This window comes from Peribacillus sp. YIM B13482, from assembly GCF_042787975.1.
Classification (GTDB): Bacteria; Bacillota; Bacilli; order Bacillales; family DSM-1321; genus Peribacillus; species Peribacillus simplex_A.
Genome location: NZ_JBHZPF010000001.1, coordinates 88,692 through 108,599, shown reverse-complemented (window position 1 = coordinate 108,599; position 19,908 = coordinate 88,692). Strand labels below are relative to the sequence as shown.

The 19,908-nt window shown below is 42.0% G+C and carries 18 protein-coding genes, 1 pseudogene and 3 riboswitches; of the genes and pseudogenes, 14 read left to right on the top strand and 5 right to left on the bottom strand.

Annotated elements, in window-relative coordinates; genetic code table 11:
• The first annotated feature begins 39 nt into the window (after positions 1–39).
• Positions 40–1,719, top strand: coding sequence for a glycoside hydrolase family 13 protein (locus ACFX4L_RS00580; RefSeq protein WP_377380731.1), 1,680 nt, complete (start codon positions 40–42; stop codon positions 1,717–1,719).
• A gap of 48 nt (positions 1,720–1,767) precedes the next feature.
• Here the strand turns inward: ACFX4L_RS00580 and ACFX4L_RS00575 are convergent, their stop codons facing one another.
• Together ACFX4L_RS00575 and ACFX4L_RS00570 are read right to left on the bottom strand one after the other, a co-directional pair.
• Positions 1,768–3,219 (bottom strand): amino acid permease, encoded by a 1,452-nt coding sequence (locus ACFX4L_RS00575; protein WP_318682452.1) that lies wholly within the window; start codon positions 3,217–3,219, stop codon positions 1,768–1,770.
• A gap of 96 nt (positions 3,220–3,315) precedes the next feature.
• A riboswitch (Lysine riboswitch) is annotated at positions 3,316–3,501 on the bottom strand.
• Positions 3,502–3,755: 254 nt separating this feature from the next.
• Positions 3,756–4,718, bottom strand: coding sequence for a LacI family DNA-binding transcriptional regulator (locus tag ACFX4L_RS00570; protein ID WP_377403520.1), 963 nt, complete (start codon positions 4,716–4,718; stop codon positions 3,756–3,758).
• 454 nt (positions 4,719–5,172) lie between these two features.
• Between ACFX4L_RS00570 and ACFX4L_RS00565 the strand changes: the two are divergent.
• Positions 5,173–5,423, top strand: a pseudogene (locus ACFX4L_RS00565) (metal ABC transporter permease); the annotation flags it as partial.
• Positions 5,424–5,571: 148 nt separating this feature from the next.
• Positions 5,572–6,744 (top strand): rod shape-determining protein RodA, encoded by a 1,173-nt coding sequence (rodA, locus tag ACFX4L_RS00560; RefSeq protein ID WP_317777878.1) that lies wholly within the window; start codon positions 5,572–5,574, stop codon positions 6,742–6,744.
• Positions 6,745–6,824: 80 nt separating this feature from the next.
• Here rodA and ACFX4L_RS00555 read toward each other — a convergent pair whose 3' ends face one another.
• Both ACFX4L_RS00555 and ACFX4L_RS00550 read right to left on the bottom strand, forming a co-directional pair.
• Complete coding sequence (locus ACFX4L_RS00555) at positions 6,825–7,160, bottom strand: spore coat protein (protein ID WP_317777879.1); 336 nt, start codon at positions 7,158–7,160, stop codon at positions 6,825–6,827.
• 13 nt (positions 7,161–7,173) lie between these two features.
• Complete coding sequence (locus tag ACFX4L_RS00550) at positions 7,174–7,452, bottom strand: hypothetical protein (protein WP_317777880.1); 279 nt, start codon at positions 7,450–7,452, stop codon at positions 7,174–7,176.
• Positions 7,453–7,601: 149 nt separating this feature from the next.
• On the opposite strand from ACFX4L_RS00550, the gene ACFX4L_RS00545 reads away from it, so the two are divergent.
• Complete coding sequence (locus tag ACFX4L_RS00545; RefSeq protein ID WP_377380726.1) at positions 7,602–8,519, top strand: proline dehydrogenase family protein; 918 nt, start codon at positions 7,602–7,604, stop codon at positions 8,517–8,519.
• A gap of 48 nt (positions 8,520–8,567) precedes the next feature.
• Here ACFX4L_RS00545 and ACFX4L_RS00540 read toward each other — a convergent pair whose 3' ends face one another.
• A complete protein-coding gene (locus ACFX4L_RS00540; protein WP_089361901.1) occupies positions 8,568–8,699 on the bottom strand; it encodes a YuzL family protein in 132 nt (43 codons plus the stop codon).
• A 210-nt stretch (positions 8,700–8,909) separates the two neighbouring features.
• On the opposite strand from ACFX4L_RS00540, the gene ACFX4L_RS00535 reads away from it, so the two are divergent.
• From ACFX4L_RS00535 to ACFX4L_RS00490, 10 genes are all read left to right on the top strand, one after another.
• Positions 8,910–11,294: a 3-hydroxyacyl-CoA dehydrogenase/enoyl-CoA hydratase family protein gene (locus ACFX4L_RS00535; RefSeq protein ID WP_284469312.1), complete on the top strand. Its 2,385-nt coding sequence runs from the start codon at positions 8,910–8,912 to the stop codon at positions 11,292–11,294.
• A gap of 70 nt (positions 11,295–11,364) precedes the next feature.
• A complete protein-coding gene (locus ACFX4L_RS00530) occupies positions 11,365–12,543 on the top strand; it encodes an acetyl-CoA C-acetyltransferase (RefSeq protein ID WP_377403517.1) in 1,179 nt (392 codons plus the stop codon).
• 71 nt (positions 12,544–12,614) lie between these two features.
• Positions 12,615–14,402 carry an acyl-CoA dehydrogenase family protein gene (locus ACFX4L_RS00525; protein WP_377380717.1) on the top strand — a complete coding sequence of 596 codons (1,788 nt, stop codon included), beginning with the start codon at positions 12,615–12,617 and terminating at the stop codon, positions 14,400–14,402.
• A 141-nt stretch (positions 14,403–14,543) separates the two neighbouring features.
• The gene (locus tag ACFX4L_RS00520) at positions 14,544–14,900 is read left to right on the top strand and encodes an arsenate reductase family protein (protein ID WP_289336870.1); all 357 of its coding nucleotides are present in this window, start codon (positions 14,544–14,546) and stop codon (positions 14,898–14,900) included.
• A gap of 97 nt (positions 14,901–14,997) precedes the next feature.
• Positions 14,998–15,381 (top strand): glycine cleavage system protein GcvH, encoded by a 384-nt coding sequence (gene gcvH, locus ACFX4L_RS00515; protein WP_125162586.1) that lies wholly within the window; start codon positions 14,998–15,000, stop codon positions 15,379–15,381.
• A 92-nt stretch (positions 15,382–15,473) separates the two neighbouring features.
• On the top strand, positions 15,474–15,839 hold the full coding sequence (locus ACFX4L_RS00510) for a toprim domain-containing protein (RefSeq protein WP_125162585.1): 366 nt from the start codon (positions 15,474–15,476) through the stop codon (positions 15,837–15,839).
• Positions 15,840–15,842: 3 nt separating this feature from the next.
• Complete coding sequence (locus ACFX4L_RS00505) at positions 15,843–16,151, top strand: thioredoxin family protein (protein ID WP_061466285.1); 309 nt, start codon at positions 15,843–15,845, stop codon at positions 16,149–16,151.
• A 148-nt stretch (positions 16,152–16,299) separates the two neighbouring features.
• A riboswitch (SAM riboswitch) is annotated at positions 16,300–16,405 on the top strand.
• Positions 16,406–16,504: 99 nt separating this feature from the next.
• Complete coding sequence (locus tag ACFX4L_RS00500) at positions 16,505–17,815, top strand: O-acetylhomoserine aminocarboxypropyltransferase/cysteine synthase family protein (protein ID WP_284469315.1); 1,311 nt, start codon at positions 16,505–16,507, stop codon at positions 17,813–17,815.
• Positions 17,816–17,933: 118 nt separating this feature from the next.
• Positions 17,934–18,045: riboswitch (SAM riboswitch) on the top strand.
• Between the two features lie 164 nt (positions 18,046–18,209).
• Complete coding sequence (locus tag ACFX4L_RS00495) at positions 18,210–19,244, top strand: methionine ABC transporter ATP-binding protein (RefSeq protein WP_377380709.1); 1,035 nt, start codon at positions 18,210–18,212, stop codon at positions 19,242–19,244.
• On the top strand, positions 19,237–19,905 hold the full coding sequence (locus ACFX4L_RS00490; protein WP_377380707.1) for a methionine ABC transporter permease: 669 nt from the start codon (positions 19,237–19,239) through the stop codon (positions 19,903–19,905). The genes ACFX4L_RS00495 and ACFX4L_RS00490 overlap by 8 nt, the downstream gene beginning before the upstream one ends.
• Positions 19,906–19,908: the final 3 nt, after the last annotated feature.

Below are 19,908 nucleotides of genomic sequence, written 5' to 3'. Positions count from 1 at the left end.
GTGAAATTATATCAATGCGGCTAAAGAGGGGGGAAAGGCATGGACAAAGCATGGTGGAAAGAGGCAGTTGTATACCAAGTGTATCCAAGGAGTTTCATGGATAGTGATGGAGATGGGGTAGGGGATTTAAACGGGATCTTTATGAAACTCGATTATTTACAGGAGCTGGGTGTGAACGTGATATGGCTATCCCCTGTTTATCAATCTCCCAATGATGACAATGGGTACGATATCAGTGATTATCAATCAATCATGACTGAATTCGGGACCATGGCTGATTTTGACAGGCTACTAAAGGCGTTGCATGAACGTGGAATGAAGATCATGATGGACCTGGTGGTCAACCATTCTTCAGATGAACATTCGTGGTTCAAGGAATCCCGATCCTCTATAGACAATCCAAAGCGTGATTATTATATTTGGAAACCTGGAAGGCATGGGAAAGAACCAAATAATTGGGAGTCCGTTTTTAAAGGTTCGGCATGGGAATATGATGAAGGAACAGATGAATATTATTTACACTTATTCAGCAAGAAACAACCGGATTTAAACTGGGAGAACCCTAAGCTCCGTGAAGAAATCTACAGCATTATGACTTGGTGGCTGGATAAGGGTGTCGATGGTTTTCGGATGGATGTCATCAACTTCCTATCAAAAGATCAGAGCTATTCAGATGGGTCCATTCAGCATGGGAAGCAGTTTGGTGATGGAAGCCCCTTTTTCTTGAATGGCCCGCGGATACATGAGTTTTTACAGGAAATCAATCAACGGGCACTTTCAGGATATGACGTGATTACCGTTGGGGAGATGCCAGGAGTCACCCCGGAGGAAGCGCAATTGTTCACAGGGAAAGGTCGTGGTGAATTACATATGGTCTTTCAATTCGAACATATGGATTTGGGGGGCGGACCAGAAGGGAAATGGAGTAACGAAAAGTGGAACCTAAGCGATTTAAAACGAATTCTTTCCAAGTGGCAGACTGGTTTGGAGGAGGATGGCTGGAACAGTTTATACTGGAACAATCATGATCAGTCCCGGATTGTCTCAAGGTTTGGAAATGATGGAGAGTATCGTATTGAAAGCGCAAAGATGCTTGCCGCCTGTCTTCATATGCTTCAAGGTACACCTTATATATATCAAGGGGAAGAGCTGGGAATGACCAATGTTGCATTTGAAAGCATTGATGAATATCGGGATATTGAAACGTTGAATTCATATGACGAACTCGTCAATTCGCATGGCTGGTCAAAAGAGCGGATGATGTCAGCCATTCACGCCCGAAGCAGGGATAATGCGAGGACACCGGTTCAGTGGAATGACTCCCGGAACGCAGGATTCACGAAAGGGACTCCCTGGATTAAGGTCAATCCCAATTTCCCCGAGATTAATGCAGAAAAAGCCTACAATGATCCAAATTCTATTTTTCATTTTTATAAAAGGCTTATCCAATTACGCAAAAAACATGAAATTGTCGTTTATGGCCGTTTTGAACTGCTCTGTCCAGATGATGAACGAATATTTGCCTATACGAGAACGTTTGAAGATGAAAAGCTGTTAGTGCTATGCAACTTTAAGGAGGAGCATGCCGCATATTCTTTGCCTGAAGAGCTAAATTCATATTCTGCTACAAGGCTGATCGGTAATTATGAACAGGGGGAAAAAGGAATCTCGAGAATGCCTCTGCGTCCATATGAATGTCGTGTGTATCATTTGAAATGAAAAAGGACCTGGTTTTCTCCGTTAGAGAAGACCAGGTCCTTTTTAGTATTATTTTGATTTAAGGTCACATTCCTCAAGAGGAATGACTTTCGTTTTATGTTTAATTTTATAGCCGAACCATAGGACGAAAAATAGAATTAAGCCAATGTAGGAAACGAACATTGAATTCCAGTCGATCCCATTACTGCTGAAAGCTTGATAGCCTTGTCCGATGATAATGATAATACATAGGACAAGGGCGAATATTGGCCCGAATGGGAAGCCTTTGGCCCGGTATGGTAAAGCATTCATATCAAGGCCTTGAGCTGCGTAGGCTTTGCGGAATCGATAATGGGCGATCGCAATCCCGACCCAGGTGACGAATCCTGCCATGCCTGAAGCATTTAATAACCAAATATAAACGACACCATCTCCGAAAAATGATGCTAAGAATGCAACGCAGCCAACTAAAGAAGTCACGATAAGTGCATTCACGGGTACTCCTCTTTTATCTAACTTGCCAAGGAATTTTGGTGCTTTCCCATCACGTGCCAAGTCCCAGAGCATACGGGTTGAAGCGTACATGCCTGAGTTACCGGCGGAAAGTACGGATGATAAAATGATCGCGTTCATGATGGATGCAGCAAATGCAAGGCCAGCCCGTTCAAATACGAGCGTGAAGGGACTTACGGCAACATCTTCACTCAATAAACGTGAATCCGTAAACGGAATGATCATTCCAATTACAAAAATGGCAAGGATATAGAATAAGATGATGCGCCAGAAAACGGATCTGATCGCCTTAGGGATATTCTTTTCTGGATCTTCACTTTCACCAGCCGTCACTCCAAGCAATTCTGTTCCTTGGAATGAAAAGCCGGCAGCCATGAATACACCTAGAATCGTGAAGAACCCTCCATTAAAGGGACCTTCGCCCATTGTGAAATTGGAAAAACCAATAGGGTCTTTTCCACCCATGATTCCGAGAATGATCAGAACACCAGTGATCAAGAAAATGACGACTGTCACGACTTTGATCATGGCAAACCAGAATTCTGCTTCCCCAAAACCTTTAACGGACATGTAATTGATAAGAAACATAGTGATTAACGCAATAGCACTCCAGATGAAGGAGGGAGTATCAGGAAACCAGAACTTCATAATTAAGACAACGGCTGCTAATTCAGCGGCAATGGTGATTGCCCAGTTATACCAGTAGTTCCATCCAATCGCAAAACCGAAAGACGGATCGACGAATTTGGATGCATAGACACGGAACGAACCGGCCACTGGCATGAATGCTGCCATTTCTGCAAGACTTGTCATTAAGTAATAAACCATGATGCCGATGACCGCGTATGCCACCAAGGCACCGCCGGGTCCGGCTGAATGGATGGCACCGCCACTTGCTAAAAATAAACCTGTTCCAATCGTTCCACCTAATGAAATCATCATTAAGTGCCGCGCCTTCAGGCTCCTTTTTAATTCAGTGGGGCTTGATGTTGATTGTGAATTTGGCAATTGATGTTACACTCCTTTTTATTGGAAGGGAACGAAATATAAAAAAACAGCAGTCGAAAAAGATCGACGGCTGTTTATAATAAACCCGTTTATCCTTCCGAAGATAGCTCCCCACGCTTTTTTGAAAAAACGTGACAGTGATGTTCCTGTTCGGTGACACCGCCAGCGAGAATATACATGGAATATACCCTAACTTCGGCAACTTATCCTTTCAAACGGAGTCTTGAATTTTCCAGAATCTCGTCCGTTCTACTTTTATAAGCTGCAGCCTCTAACTCATCGGTAAATGAGGAAGTATTCAATTTTCTTAAATCGTAACGCCAGCTTGTAATTGGCCGTACGATGGTACTCATGAAAAATTATGCAATCGCTAATAGAATGCTAGTAACTGAGTAAACTTTACTATATCAAAATTATAAAATAACTTGTTGGATATCGCAATGATTATTTTATGTGGTTATTCTTTCCTAGTTCTCGAAAGATTGGAAGAGGAAACGATATATAAAAGTAAAGCCATTCTGATAACAATACCGTTATTAAACGGTCCTTCTTTTTATAAGGGCGTAGTCCAATTTTACATGTTGGACCGATTCGGGATTCTCAAATAGATCCACTGCCATTTTTCCAATCCATTCCAGAGGCAAGGAAATGGTCGTGATGTCCAGCATCTCACTCAGGCTATCATTATTGAAGCCCAGAATGGCCACATCTTCAGGTACCCTCATACCCGATTTCTTAGCGGTGAGCATGAATCCAGCAGCCGTGTCATCATTAGTGATGATGATGGCTTCAGGTTTGTTTATCATCGAATGCCAATCCTCAAACAACTTTACACCGTCTTTGATGTGATAACTGCCTTCAAACAACCATTCTTTATTGTTTATAAGTTGATGTTTACTCATGATATCGTTAAAGGCCTTTGTTCGAAGAGAACTGTTCCTGCTCTTTTTACGGCCGAGGCTGTATCCAATTTTCTTATATCCTTTAGAAATCACGTATTCAAGGGCACAGGAGAATGCTGCATAATGATCAATGCTGATGGATGAGAATTCAGCCTGGGCTGTATCCTCACATAAGATAATAGGTCCGTATTTTTGATAATCCAAGAGGATTTTCATTTCCGAAATTCTTGAACAAACGATAATGCCATCGAGTTGCTTCATTTGCAGCATATTCAAAGCCTGGATTTCTTTCTCTCTTTCATAATGGGTTTGAAAGATCACTATATGACACCCAATTGCATTTGCCTGTTTAGTAATTCCGTTAACGATTGCCCCGTAATATGGGTGATTGGTGAAGGGGATGATGATGCCGATAAGATTTGTTTTGCCTTTTGAAAGATGAATGGCGTTGATGTTTCTCGAATAATTCAAGCGATCAACGGCTTGTAAAACGCTCTCTCTCTTATCAGAGCTTACATAAGGATGATTATTCAATACACGGGATACTGTTGAGATAGATACACCAGCACATTGAGCAATTTCTTTAATGTTTGTCATGGGATCACCATTTTTTCTTTTTTTTATATTGTACCGTATGAAACCCATTTCAGAGCAAGAGAACAGATCATGGCTGCTGAAGATTTCTTCAAATAAGGTCTTGTTCTGGTATGGGTTTCATCCTTTAAGATTGGTTTAAGTCTTAGCGGAGGAGGAGATCAGGATGTTCCAAACTTTAATCAGCCTGTTTGTACTTTGCGGAATCGAATTGGGATTGGCGTACTTGGCAGTTTCTTTAAAAAAGCCGGAAAAATGATTGGCAATGCACATGGAATGCCAGATGCCCGTCGAGAAATCCGCGTTTACTCTTGAAATACACACTTTTACTCGTGAATTTCACGTCGTCCCATCATAAACATTAGAAAAAGCTCCCCTAGTTTATATTCACCATAAAAACTCCACAATATAAATATAACTTCATCATTACGTTTCATGTACCGAAGGAAAAGCACTCTCCATTTTAGTAGTTGGAATGCTCATCATACCTGCCGCAACGGCTTATCTGCTGACAAATCGGTTAAGTAGAATGATATTGTCAGTATAGTGGTCGGGGTGTTAAATTAAGTCATCGGTTATTATTCAGCTGCCATTTTGGATGCCTCGATATCCGGTTGGATGGTTGGATTGGCCTTTCTCTTTTCCCCAAGCCATGGATTGGTCAGAAGTGTGCTGAAATTGGAGAAAATCAAAGGAGGCACATGTTAAATTCCCCCTTTCTGCAGGCTCCATGCAGATAACTTCATGAAGCTTGTAAACTATTCTTCGATATAGTTGTGATTTTATTTGTTTAAAGTATAATGAATAAGTGTATTTAAAGTTGTATCGCAGGAGCCTTTTTAAGGGAGAGTTAAGTATGGAAGAACAAAATAAATTTTCATCTCGAATAGATTTTTCTTTGGTCACAATATTGCTGTTATTATTCGTAGGAAGTTGCTTAGCAATCTATAGTGCCCAAACGACTGGACAGTACGCGGAAAACTTCTTAATCAAACAAATCTTTTGGTATATAGTGGGGATTGGAATCGTATTAGGGTTTATCACCCTTGATTCGGATCAACTGAAAAAAATTTCCTGGTATGCCTATGGATTCGGATTATTTTTGCTTTTATTGCTGATCCTAATGCCAGAAAGCGTAGTACCTAAAATAAATGGTGCAAGAAGTTGGTATAAAATTCCAGGGGTCGGTTCGATTCAGCCATCGGAATTCATGAAGGTTTTCCTGATCCTGGCTTTAGCAAATCTTATATCAAACCATCATCTCAAAAACACGCTGAAAACGATTCAAACGGATATCTGGCTGCTTATTAAAATCGGTCTCGTTACAGGTGCCCCGCTAATGTTAATCATGCAACAGCCGGATTTAGGCACCGGGCTTGTCATCTTGTCAATCATGCTCGGAATGGTTTTCATATCAGGTATATCATGGAAGATTCTGCTGCCTATCATTTCGGGAGGAATCGCCGTCGCTTCCACGGTCCTATACTTCGTCCTTTGGAAGCCGGAGATCCTGGAAAAATACTTAGGGGTAAAAACCTATCAATTCGGCCGTATCTATTCTTGGCTTGATCCATATAATTATGCGAGCTCCGAGGGGTACCACTTAACCAGATCCTTACTGGCCATCGGCTCCGGCCAGACCACAGGTAAGGGGATAGGTGAGAGGGTAGTGTATCTCCCAGAGAGTCATTCGGATTTCATTTTCAGCATCATCGGTGAAGAATTCGGTTTCATCGGATCAAGCATCTTGATTTCCTTGTTTTTCCTATTGATTTACCACATAACAAAAACGGGAATGGACACGAAAAATAACTTCTATACATATATCTGTGTTGGCGTTATAAGCATGTTGACGTTTCACGTTTTTCAAAATATCGGCATGACGGTAGGCCTTTTACCGATTACGGGGATTCCACTTCCATTTATCAGTTATGGAGGAAGCTCGCTAATGGGGAACATGATGGCCATGGGCTTAATATTCAGCATTCGGTATCACTATAAGAAGTATATGTTTTCTACGGATATCTAAATATAAAGCCGGCCTCCCGTGGCCGGCTTTACTTGTGCAAAAAAAACAAAGGGAAGCAGAATCTCCCCCTGAATGTTTGCTTATTGAATGTTCGATCCAGGTGGGAACTGATTTTTATATCCGGAAAATTGTTGATACGATTGGCTTAGGCTCGGAGCCTGCGCCTTTTCTAAACTATACCAGCCTTTTTCGAACATAAGGTTATAGAGCTCACGCTGCATCTCCTGATTTTCTTTCGAAACGGAGAAAATGTCTTGGAATAATGCTTGGTTACTCATTTCATGCAAGGCAACGGAAAAGGAGTTACAAAAGTACTTTTCAGTTGTGAGCATATCATTTATAAAATCCCTGTCATTCATTTGAGGAGTCTTTGCTACAGGGGATTCTGGATTTTTGACTTTGTTTTCATTGGGCATCAAGAACCCTCCTTTACTGGTATTGTTGTTGAACCTGGTTTTGATCCGGATTCAAATGTTTCAAAATGGTATCGTAATGGCGTTGATGCATGAGTCCGCACCGATTTAACGCATCAATGATTTGTGGGTCCTTGCATTGAGTGGCAAAAAAATGTGCTTTTTTAATCGCATTCAGATTCCATGCAAGCATATCGGTTAAGTATAAGCTGTCTTTTACCGAAACCATTTCCGGTGGCTGTGTCATATAGCCGGTGGACTGCTGTTGGCTGTTAAACGAATTTTGCTGTTCCATCATTCTACCTCCTTCAGTGTTCTTTAAACGTACTTAATTTCCCCTTCAAGAAATTTTTTTATTCTTGATTCTAAATTTCTGAAAATTGAATTAAATGGTAAAATAATCTTGTGCATCTATTTTCCAAAATGATTTGGAGGGGAATGCAGATGGAAAGAATATTGAGAAGTCTATTTCTTTTTTTATCAAAGAACAAAAGCCTGACAATGGCAGCGAAGAAATACGGATTACGGTTTGGGGCCTCGCGTTTCGTGGCAGGAGAAACATTGGATTTGGCCTCTGTTGTGATTGCAGACCTAAATAGGAAAGGGCTTGCTGTTACCATTGATTATTTAGGCGAATTCATAGAAGAGGAACAAGAAGCAAGGAAGATGGCAGATGAGTGTATAGAAGCGATTCGCATGATTGGCAGAAATGAACTGGATTCACAGTTATCTCTGAAGCTAACCTCGATGGGCTTGGATGTATCCGAACGAGTCGCAATGAACAACATGCGGAGGATTTTAGCGGAAGCCAAAGCCCATAAGGTTTTCGTGACGCTTGACATGGAAGATTTTCCGCGCTGTCAGCCAACTTTGGATGTATTCAAAAGCTTAAAGGCTGAATATAATGAATTGGGGACTGTCATCCAAGCATATCTGTATCGGACCGAAAAGGATATTGAGGAGCTGAATGAATACCATCCGAATCTAAGACTTGTTAAAGGAGCATATAAAGAATCAAGGGAAGTGGCTTTTTCCGAGAAAAAAGACGTCGATGAAAATTTCAAGAAAATTATCAAGAAGCATTTGCTGAATGGCAATTATACAGCCGTTGCCACACATGATGATAAAATCATTGATTATACGAGGGACTTGGTCAAAGGGGAGGGAATTCCCCAGGATCAATTTGAATTTCAAATGTTGTATGGCATACGTAATGAGAAGCAGCTTGAACTTGCTAAAGAAGGATATAAGGTTAGGGTGTATGTTCCTTATGGTACGGATTGGTATGGGTATTTCATGCGCCGCCTTGCGGAGAGACCGGCCAATATTGCTTTCGTTTTAAAAGGCCTTTTCAAGAAATAGAAAGCGAGAGCCGCCCCGGATAAGGGACGGCTACTCTAACAGAAGGCTTTATTTTTTGAATTGATTGTTCTGGCTGTTCACTTTATTGATTCCATGTTGACGTTCACCGCCAGGTCCGGCATTGCCTTTTACGCTTGCTGCACTTACAGCTGCTTTAGAAGGATTATTTTTACTCTTCATTTTATAATTCACCTCCTGCCCGGTTATTTTTTACTGAACAGAGGAGAAATAACCAAAGTAATTTGGAGGGAAAAATATTTTTTTTCCTGTTTAATCATTGCGGAATTTCCAAATTTATTCTATATTAATAATAAGAAAAAATATTCAAAATTTTTTGGATTAAAAATGAATGAGTATTCATTCAATATATTGTGTAAGGGGGATATAAACTTGGTTCGACAAATACGAAAGGCTGCTGTTCTAGGGTCAGGAGTTATGGGATCAGGGATTGCTGCACACCTTGCTAACATTGGCATTCCGACTTTATTATTGGATATTGTACCTCGTGAGCTCACAGAGGATGAAAAGAAAAAGGGTCTGACATTAGATAATGAACAAGTGCGTAACCGCATCAGCCAAACTGCGATTACTAAACTTTTAAAACAGAAACCAGCTCCGCTTTCTGCTAAGGGAAATATTGCATTGATCGAGGCAGGAAACCTGGAAGATGATATAAGTCGCTTAAAGGATGTCGATTGGGTCATTGAAGTGGTCGTTGAAAAACTTGAGGTTAAGCAAAGTGTATTTGCCCAGGTAGATCAGCATCGTAAACCAGGAAGCATCATTTCATCGAATACATCCGGAATCTCAATCGAAGCGATGGCAGAAGGCCGTTCGGAGGATTTTCAAAAGCACTTCCTGGGAACCCACTTCTTCAATCCACCGCGTTATCTTAAATTGTTGGAAATCATCCCTACTAAAGCTACTTCACCAGAAGTGCTCGAATACATGAAACGATTCGGAGAAGATGTACTGGGAAAAGGTGTCGTCGAAGCCAAGGATACGCCAAATTTCATCGCAAACCGCATTGGCACTTATGGTTTATTGGTCACTCTCCGGGAAATGCAAAAAGGCGGATACAGTGTCGGAGAAGTCGACTCGGTTACAGGACCGTTGATCGGAAGGGCAACTAGCGCGACTTTCCGGACACTTGATGTAGTTGGATTGGATACCTTTGCACATGTTGCCAAAAACGTATATGACCAGGTGGATGGGGAAGAAAAAGAAGTTTTCAAAATACCTGATTTCATGAATGAAATGCTTAAGAATGGGTGGCTTGGAAGCAAATCAGGCCAAGGGTTTTTCCTGAAAAGGGGCAAGGAAATCCTTGAACTGAATCCCGAAACCCTTGAATATGCTGAACGAAAAAAATTAAAAACGCCTTCCATCGAAATGGCTAAACAGGCCAAGGGCTTGGAAAATAAACTGAAAGCGCTTGTTTATAGCGAAGACCGTGCTGGCCAATTGCTTTGGAACGTGCTGAATCCGGTGATTGTATATTCTGCCCAACTGCTTGGTGACATCGCGGATGACATAGTGGCAATCGACCAAGCGATGAAATGGGGCTTCGGATGGTCCACTGGTCCTTTTGAAACCTGGGATGCGATAGGTGTAGAGAAATCGGTAGCCCGCATGGAAGCGGATGGCCACACAGTTCCGCAATGGGTGAAGGATATGCTCGCCAAGGGCATCACTTCTTTCTATAAAGAAGAAAATGGCATTGTCCACTATTATGATAATGGTGAATATAAAGAGCTTATCGAAAATCCTAAAGTGATCAATCTTAAAGCAATCAAGAAGCAAAAAGGCGTAATCAAGAAAAACAGCGGTGCAAGCTTGATAGATATCGGCGATGGAGTGGCTCTTCTTGAATTCACTTCACCGAATAATGCAATCGGTCTGGATATCATGCAAATGATCAATGCGGCGGTCGACGAAGCGGAAGCGAATTTTAAAGGCCTGGTCATCGGTAACCAAGGCAAGAATTTCTGTGTTGGCGCTAATATTGCAATGATGTTGATGGAAGCGCAAGATGACAATATCCTCGAACTTGATATGGTCATCAGCCAATTCCAAAAGGCGATGCTTAAAATTAAGTACAGTGCGGTCCCGGTAGTGGTAGCCCCGTTTAATATGACACTTGGCGGTGGTGCTGAAGTATCCCTTCCGGCTGCGCGCATCCAGGCAACGACTGAAACGTATATGGGACTAGTGGAAGCTGGTGTAGGTTTGATCCCTGGCGGCGGCGGTACTAAAGAACTTTATGTGAAGACATTGAGGAATATGCCGAAGGGTGTCGACTTTGATTTACAGAAAGTGGCCAACAAAGTATTTGAAACGGTCGCCATGGCAAAAGTTTCAACCTCTGCTGAGGAAGCACGCGGGGATAATTTCCTTAATTCAACTGATGGAATAAGCGTGAATGCGGATCATCAACTATATGATGCGAAGCAGGCAGTCATCTCCATGTATGAACAAGGTTATACTGCTCCAACCTGCACAAAGATTCCTGTAGTAGGTGAAACGGGTTATGCCACACTGCTATTGGGGGCGGAATCCATGCGCCTTTCAGGATTCTTATCCGATCATGACCTTGTCATAGCCAAAGAGCTTGCATACGTCTTGGCAGGGGGGAAACTCCCATTTGGCACGAAAGTGGATGAACAGTATATCTTGAACCTAGAAAAACAAGCGTTCCTAAAACTGATTTCAACTCCAAAATCACAAGCAAGGATGCAGCACATGCTTGTTAAAGGGAAACCACTCCGTAACTGATAATAGATGAAGATATGGCCAAACGAAGGTTAATAGATTGATAGCTTAAAAATGAGTAAGGGGGATCCTCATGAAAGAAGCGGTAATAGTAGCTGGAGCAAGGACTCCGGTAGGAAGAGCGAAAAAAGGTTCTCTTGCTAATGTACGCCCGGATGATTTAGGGGCTCTTGTTGTAAAGGAAACGTTAAAGCGTGCAGGGAATTATGAAGGCACCATCGATGATCTGATTATCGGTTGTGCGATGCCTGAAGCTGAGCAAGGATTGAACATGGCACGTAACATTGGAGCATTGGCAGGATTGCCTTATACAGTGCCAGCTATAACCATTAACCGTTACTGTTCAAGCGGATTACAAAGTATCGCTTATGGAGCGGAGAGAATCATGCTTGGCCAAAGTGATACAGTCATTGCAGGCGGAGCGGAATCCATGAGCCTTCTGCCGATGATGGGCCATGTAACACGCCCGAACGCGCAACTTGCGGAAAAAGCCCCGGAATATTATATGGGTATGGGCCATACTGCTGAAGCCGTTGCAAAAAAGTACGAAATTTCCCGAGCCGATCAAGATGCATTTGCTGTACAAAGTCATCAAAGGGCGGCTAAGGCCATTGCAGAAGGAAAGTTTTCGGATGAAATCGTGCCGGTTGACGTAACCATCCGCTCAGTGGGGCCTGATCTTAAATTAAAGGAAAAATCATTCACATTTGCGCAGGATGAGGGCGTTCGTCCAGGAACGACTGTTGAAGTGCTGAAAAAACTAAGACCTGCATTCTCTGTTACAGGATCCGTAACAGCAGGGAATTCATCACAAACGAGTGATGGAGCAGCCGCGGTCATGGTCATGGATGGGGAAAAGGCATCTTCATTAGGGATGAATCCGATTGGTAAGTTCCGCTCCTTTGCTGTAGCGGGGGTACCACCTGAAATTATGGGCATCGGACCGATTGCAGCCATTCCTAAAGCTTTAAAACTAGCAGGCCTTGAGTTATCCGATATTGGTTTATTTGAATTGAATGAAGCCTTCGCTTCCCAATCCATTCAAATCATTCGTGAGCTGGGATTGAATGAAGAGATTGTCAATGTGAATGGTGGAGCCATTGCCTTGGGCCATCCGCTAGGATGTTCAGGAGCAAAATTGACATTAAGCCTGCTTCATGAAATGAAGCGCAGAAACCAACAATTCGGAGTCGTGACAATGTGTATCGGCGGTGGAATGGGAGCTGCCGGAGTATTTGAATTATTAGCGTGACCCACCCTTTCCAGAAGCTGTAAACATGCTTCCGGCGAGTTTACTATCATTAACATTTAGGAGGAAATAACATGTCGAATCAAACTAAAGATAACCTCATTAAAGGCGGAGCCTTTTTAGTAGAGGATATTACGTATGATCAAGTGTTTACACCTGAAGATTATTCCGATGAGCATAAAATGATTGCCAAAACTTCTGAGGATTTCGTAGTGAATGAAATTCTGCCGCAGGTTGAACATTTAGAGAACCATGAATTTGACCGTTCTGTTAAATTACTGAAGCATGCAGGTGAAATCGGTTTACTTGGTGCTGACGTTCCTGAGGAATACAGCGGATTGGGTCTTGATAAAATCAGTTCGGCATTAATTACAGAAAAAATGGCACTAGCAGGCGGCTTCGGAATTACGCATGGTGCACACGTAGGTATCGGATCTTTGCCAATCGTATTATTCGGGAATGAAGAACAAAAGAAAAAATATCTCCCTTTACTGGCAACGGGAGAGAAAATTGCTGCGTATGCATTGACGGAACCCAGCTCAGGTTCAGATGCCTTAGGAGCAAAAACGACAGCGAAATTGAATGCAGAAGGAACCCACTATATTTTAAATGGTGAAAAACAATGGATTACGAATGCAGGTTTTGCAGATGTCTTCTGTGTTTACGCTAAAATCGACGGCGAACAATTCTCTGCTTTCATTGTTGAGCGAGATTATAAAGGCGTATCAACTGGTGCTGAAGAGAAGAAAATGGGGATCAAAAGCTCATCTACACGTACATTAATCCTTGAAGACGTTCTTGTACCAGTTGAAAATCTTTTGGGTGTAGCCGGAAAAGGGCATGTCATTGCATTCAATATCCTGAATATTGGCAGGTATAAGTTAGGCGTGGGTGCTGTCGGCGGATCTAAACGTGCCCTTGAGATTACAGCTGCTTATACGAATCAACGCCAACAGTTCAAAGCGAAAATTTCCGATTTTAACTTGACGAAAGAAAAACTTGCAACAATGGCGGCAAAAATTTATGCTGCTGAAAGCTCTGTTTACCGTACCGTTGGACTTTATGATCAAAGACAGAGCAAGTTGACGGATGAGCAAGTAAAAGATGGAAAATCAATGGCAGCTGCAATCGCTGAATATGCAATTGAGTGTTCAGTGAATAAATTCTTCGCCTCCGAAGTATTGGATTACGTTACGGATGAAGGCGTACAGCTACATGGTGGTTATGGTTTCATGCAGGAGTATGAAATTGAAAAAGCATATCGTGATTCCCGTATTAACCGGATCTTTGAAGGAACAAATGAAATCAATCGATTGCTTGTTCCGGGAACTTTCCTGAAAAAAGCACTTAAAGGGGAATTGCCACTTCTTCAAAAGGCACAAAGCCTGCAAGAGGAATTAATGATGATGATGCCGGAAGAGCCTGGCGATGAGCCATTGGCACAAGAAAAAATGCTTGTTAGAAACGCTAAGAAAATCGGTATTTTGGCTAGTGGCCTTGCTGCACAGAAATACGGGAAAAACCTTGATCAAGAACAAGAAATCCTCTCCAACATTGCTGATATAGCTTCCCTTGCCTATGCAGCTGAGTCCGTTGTGTTACGTACGGAAAAAGCAATTGCGTCTACGGGGCTGGAGAAGAACAAACAAAAAGTGCTTTATACGGAAATTTTCGTTCAGGAAGCTTTCAATGAAATAGAACAACATGCAAAGGAAACGTTAATTGCGGTGGAAACAGGCGACACTCTTCGCATCATGCTTGCTTCCCTTCGCAAGCTGACAAGACACACTCCAATCAATGTCATTGCGAAAAAACGTGAAGCTTCGGTTAAGGTAATCGAAACGGAAAAATATGCGCTATAAGCAATAAATCAGAATCTGTAAAGGGGATGCCCGTAAAGGCATTCCCTTTATTTCCTTTGATGAAATCTCATTGGGAATTCAAAGGATATTTCATTGTATTGCGTGGTGAAAACGGGTATTCTAATGATAGGTGGTGAAACGATGGGCTTAACATTATATTGGTACCCAAAATGCGGCACATGCCGTAATGCGAAAAAGTGGCTGGATAATCATGAACTGCAATATGAAGCAATCCATATAGCGGAAAACCCGCCTTCGCGAACTGAAATCGAACAACTATATAAAATCAGCAATTTAGAGTTGAAGAAGTTTTTCAATACTAGCGGTCAAAAATATCGGGAGCTGGGCTTAAAGGATAAGCTGAAAGAAGCTTCTGATGCAGAGATGCTTGATATATTGTCTACAGATGGCATGCTTCTGAAAAGGCCGATTGTTACGGATGGTACCAAAGTGACGGTAGGTTTCAAAGAAGAGCAATTCAATCAGGTTTGGAACTGAAATTTAACAAAATATTTGGTTAATTCCTTACTTAAACATAAGATCTGCCTTATAATGGAATAGATAAAATAAGATGTACATATGGAGGGTTAAAATAATGACAACAACACCAAAAGAACTTCGTTACACTAAAGAACATGAATGGGTCAAAACGGAAGATGGAACAGTGCGCATTGGAATTACTGCGTTCGCCCAGTCCGAGCTTGGGGACATCGTATTCGTTGAGCTTCCAGAAATCGGTGATGAACTGAAAGCGAACGAGCCATTTGGAAGTGTGGAATCCGTTAAGACCGTTTCTGAGCTTTATGCTCCTATCAGTGGCAAGGTTGTTGAAGTAAACGAAGACTTAAGTGACAACCCTGAATATGTAAATGAATCTCCTTTTGAAAAAGCATGGATGATCGTGCTTGAACCATCAAATAGCAGTGATATTGAAAATCTGATGAGCGCTGAAGAATATGAAAGTTTGATTAACGGTTAAAACGAAGGAGAGGGGGGCCTGAAAAGGCCTGCTCTCTTTTTCATTTTGTACAATTGCAGTTGCGCACATAATTCGTGAGATGGAGTGATGACATGGAATGGGGCGAGTTCGATAAAGTGATCATTGTAGAAGGCAGTTCCGATAGAAAAAAAGTTGCCTCCGTTTTAAATGAAGATGTGGAAATAAGGTGTACGAATGGGACCATATCATTAACTAAGCTCGATGAATTAGTGGATGAATTGATGGAACGTGATGTTTATCTCCTGTTTGACGCAGATGAATCAGGAGAAAAGCTGCGGAAGCAATTCCGAAGGGAAATGCCGGAAGCGAACCACCTGTATATTAATAAAATGTACAAAGAAGTGGAAAGCTCACCCGAACATCATATCGCAACTGTGCTTTTATCTGCCAATATGAATGTGAAAATGAAATTTTTAAGTCAAAGGATGAACGATTAATTGATGCAGGAATGGAAAGAAGAAGAGTGTAAGATTGCCGTTGAAAAAGGGGAAACCTTTTGTTTATATTTATATACGCCTTTATGCGGTACCTGTCAGGTGGCTTCCAAGATGCTGACGATATCCATGGAACTTTTCCCGGAATTGAAGGCAGGCAAAATGAATATGAACTATGTCCAAGCAATCGCCGAATCGTATGAAATTGAAAGTGTCCCTTGTTTATTGCTTTTCAAAAAAGGACAGCTGCACAAAAAAATATATGCCTTTCAATCCGTTCCTTATTTGTATGGATTGCTTAAGGAAATCAGCTAAGAAACCAATCAGAACCGGATTGTTTTTTTTATTGTGAACATGTTGCTCCCAAATTGAAACTAAAAAAAGAATATTCTAACAATTCGTTGACTGATTAATTCTAAAATGCTATATTTTGAATTAAGAAAGCAACGGCTGAATTTAATAGTTCTTATCAAGAGTGGCGGAGGGACTGGCCCGACGAAGCCCGGCAACCGGTATAAATTTATATACGGTGCTAATTCCAGCAGAGTGTTGGCTCTGGAAGATGAGGTGTGTTTTAAAACCTCTTCTTGTGGAAGTGGTTTTTTTGTTTATGAAAGGCCAGGTTTTCATGAAATTCCAACTAAATCCATAGAAAAAGGTGAAATCATATGTCAGAGAAAAAGTTGCGTTTTGAAACATTGAGTGTTCATGGCGGTCTGCAAGCTGATGAAACAGGTGCCCGGGCAGTCCCTATCTACCAAAGCAATGCATACTTGTTCAAAGACACAGACCATGCAGCGAATTTATTTGGTTTAAAGGAGAATGGTTATATATATACACGACTCCATAATCCCACGGTCAGTGTTTTTGAGGAAAGAATGGCCTTATTGGAAGGCGGTATCGGCGGATTGGCAACTGCAAGCGGAATGGCAGCCATCTCACTGTCAATCCTGAATATTGCCGGTGCAGGGGATGAAATTGTTTCAGCCTCTACATTATATGGCGGCACGTATAATCTTTTTGAAAATACTCTTCCTAAATATGGGATTAAGGTGAAGTTCGTTTCTCCTGATGACCCAGAAAATTTCAAAAGGGCAATTACGCCAAGAACAAAAGCCATATTTGCTGAAACGATCGGAAATCCAAGTTTGAGGGTCCTTGATATAGAAGCAGTAGCAGACATCGCCCACGAAGCCGGGATACCTTTAATTATCGATAATACCTTCGCTACACCGTATCTATGCAGACCAATTGATTTTGGGGCGGATATTGTCATCCATTCCGCTACAAAATGGATTTTGGGGAATGGAACGACGTTAGGCGGCGTCATAGTGGATGGAGGGAAGTTCGACTGGAACTCGCCAAACTACCCTGGCTTTACGGAGCCTGACCCAAGCTACGACGGTCTTGTATACGCCGATGCAGTTGGACCTGCTGCTTTTATAACGAAGGCCCGAGTGCAGTTGCTTCGTGATTTAGGTCCTGCGCTAAGTGCCCAAAGTGCATTCCAGTTTACGCTTGGACTTGAAACGCTGCATGTAAGAATGAAAGAGCATCTTTCGAACACCAAGTCTGTCATTCAATATTTGGAAAATCACCCTGCCGTGACTTGGGTTTCACATCCCGGTAAAGAGGATCATCCCGATAAAGCCCTTGCGGACAAATACTTGCCTAAGGGAGCAGGCTCTGTTGTGACTTTTGGAATACAGGGTGACCGCGAAGCCGGGGCAAAACTTATCAATTCGGTGGAATTATGGTCCCATGTAGCTAATGTAGGGGATGCTAAGAGTTTAATCATCCACCCTGCCAGTACGACCCACCAACAATTGAATGATGCAGGTCTGGCGAAAGCGGGAGTGCGTGCTGATCAGGTCCGTTTATCCATCGGGATTGAAAATGCAGAGGATTTAATAGAAGATTTAGAGCAGGCAATTGAAAAAGCGACGAATATCGTCTCCCTGACGTCTAAAACGGTTTAAGAAAAAAGTCCAGTTCATTCTTTTACTAGAAATAATATACATTGCACTCCTTTTTTATCTATGATAAAATTTCCCCATACTAAAGAACTTAATGCTGTACAAATATTCTATATATTAGCTCTTATCAAGAGAGGTGGAGGGATGTGCCCGATGAAACCCGGCAACCGACAAGGAGATTCCTTGGAAAGGTGCCAATTCACACAAAGTTTAATTACTTTGGAAGATGAGAGGAAGGCCAGCTTCTTCACCTGCCTTTCTGCTCATGCAGAAAGGTTTTTTCTATTTCATTTGGGAAAACCTTCATGAAAGGAAAAAATGGTATTAAAAACTGACTAATAATGTAGAGAAATCAACTAAGTTCATAGGTTTTATTGGATAAAAGAGGTGAGCATTAATGATTACATTGACGAAAGTAAGTAAGCTTTTCCGAACAGGAAAAGGAAACGGTGAGACTATTAAGGCAGTAAATAATGTGAGTGTTGAAATAAATAACGGCGAAATTTTCGGTATTATTGGTTACAGCGGAGCGGGGAAAAGTACTTTGATCAGAATGCTCAATGGATTGGAAACACCTACAGAGGGATCCGTTGTGGTGGCTGGGAAGGAAGTTTCAAAAATTAAAGGGGCTCAGCTCCGTAAGGCACGTCAGGAAATCAGCATGATTTTTCAACATTTCAATCTATTATGGTCCAGGACGGTTCAGGAAAATATATCCTTCCCGTTGGAAATTGCAGGAGTTTCAAAACTTGAACGCACCAAGCGTGTGAACGAATTGATCAAGCTAGTCGGATTGGAAGGCAGAGAAAAGGCATATCCTTCGCAATTAAGCGGAGGGCAAAAGCAAAGGGTGGGAATAGCCAGGGCCCTAGCAAATGATCCTAAGGTCCTGCTTTGTGATGAAGCGACTTCTGCCTTAGATCCACAGACTACCGATTCCATACTCGAATTGCTTGTGGACATCAATCAGCGCCTGGGGTTGACGATTGTCCTGATAACACATGAAATGCATGTAATACGTAAAATCTGTCATCGCGTGGCCGTGATGGAGAACGGGCAAGTTGTTGAAGAGGGACCTGTCCTGGATGTATTCAAGAATCCTAAAGAACAAATGACGAAGCGTTTCGTGCAACAGGTAACGGAACCAGAAGAAACGAAAGAAACGATGGACCATTTGCTTGAACGCTTTCCTGCAGGTAAAGTGATTCAATTGACTTTTGTAGGTGATCATGCAGAAAGCCCGTTGATCACCAAGCTCGTACGTAACTTCGAGTTGGATGTCAATATCGTTCAAGGTAAAATATCCCAAACAAGAAGCGGTTCATATGGAACGTTGTTTATCCACCTTGATGGCAATGAGGATGAAATGCTCCGCGCAATAGAATTCATAAAAGCACAGCAGGTAGGCGTGGAGGTGATTACTCATGCTTGAAGAATTATTGCCGAATGTAGATTGGGAATCCATTTTAGACGCAACGAAAGAAACGCTTTATATGACAAGCATCTCTGTAATAGCTACCTTTTTTATAGGCATACTATTAGGGCTGATCCTGTTCTTGACAGGCAAAGGTAATATATGGGAAAATCGGGCGGTCAACGCAGTCATTGGTGCTGTCGTCAATATATTCCGTTCCATTCCATTTCTTATTTTGATCGTGCTGCTCATTCCTTTCACTAAAGCGCTTGTCGGTTCTATGATTGGTGAGAATGCAGCATTACCAGCACTTATTATCGGGGCGGCGCCATTTTATGCGCGTATGGTTGAAATTGGCCTCCGTGAGATCGATAAAGGTGTAATTGAAGCGGCTAAATCCATGGGGGCAAAAACGAGTACGATCATTTGGAAGGTCCTTCTTCCAGAGTCGATGCCGGCCCTTATTTCCGGGATTACGGTAACATCGATTGCATTGGTCGGCTATACCGCAATGGCCGGGGTCATCGGCGCAGGCGGGCTTGGTAATCTAGCCTATCTAGACGGCTATCAAAGAAGCCACAATGACGTTACGCTAGTAGCGACTATCGTTATTCTGATTATCGTCTTCATTATTCAAATTATTGGAGATGTGATCACATCTAAATTAGACAAAAGATAAGGG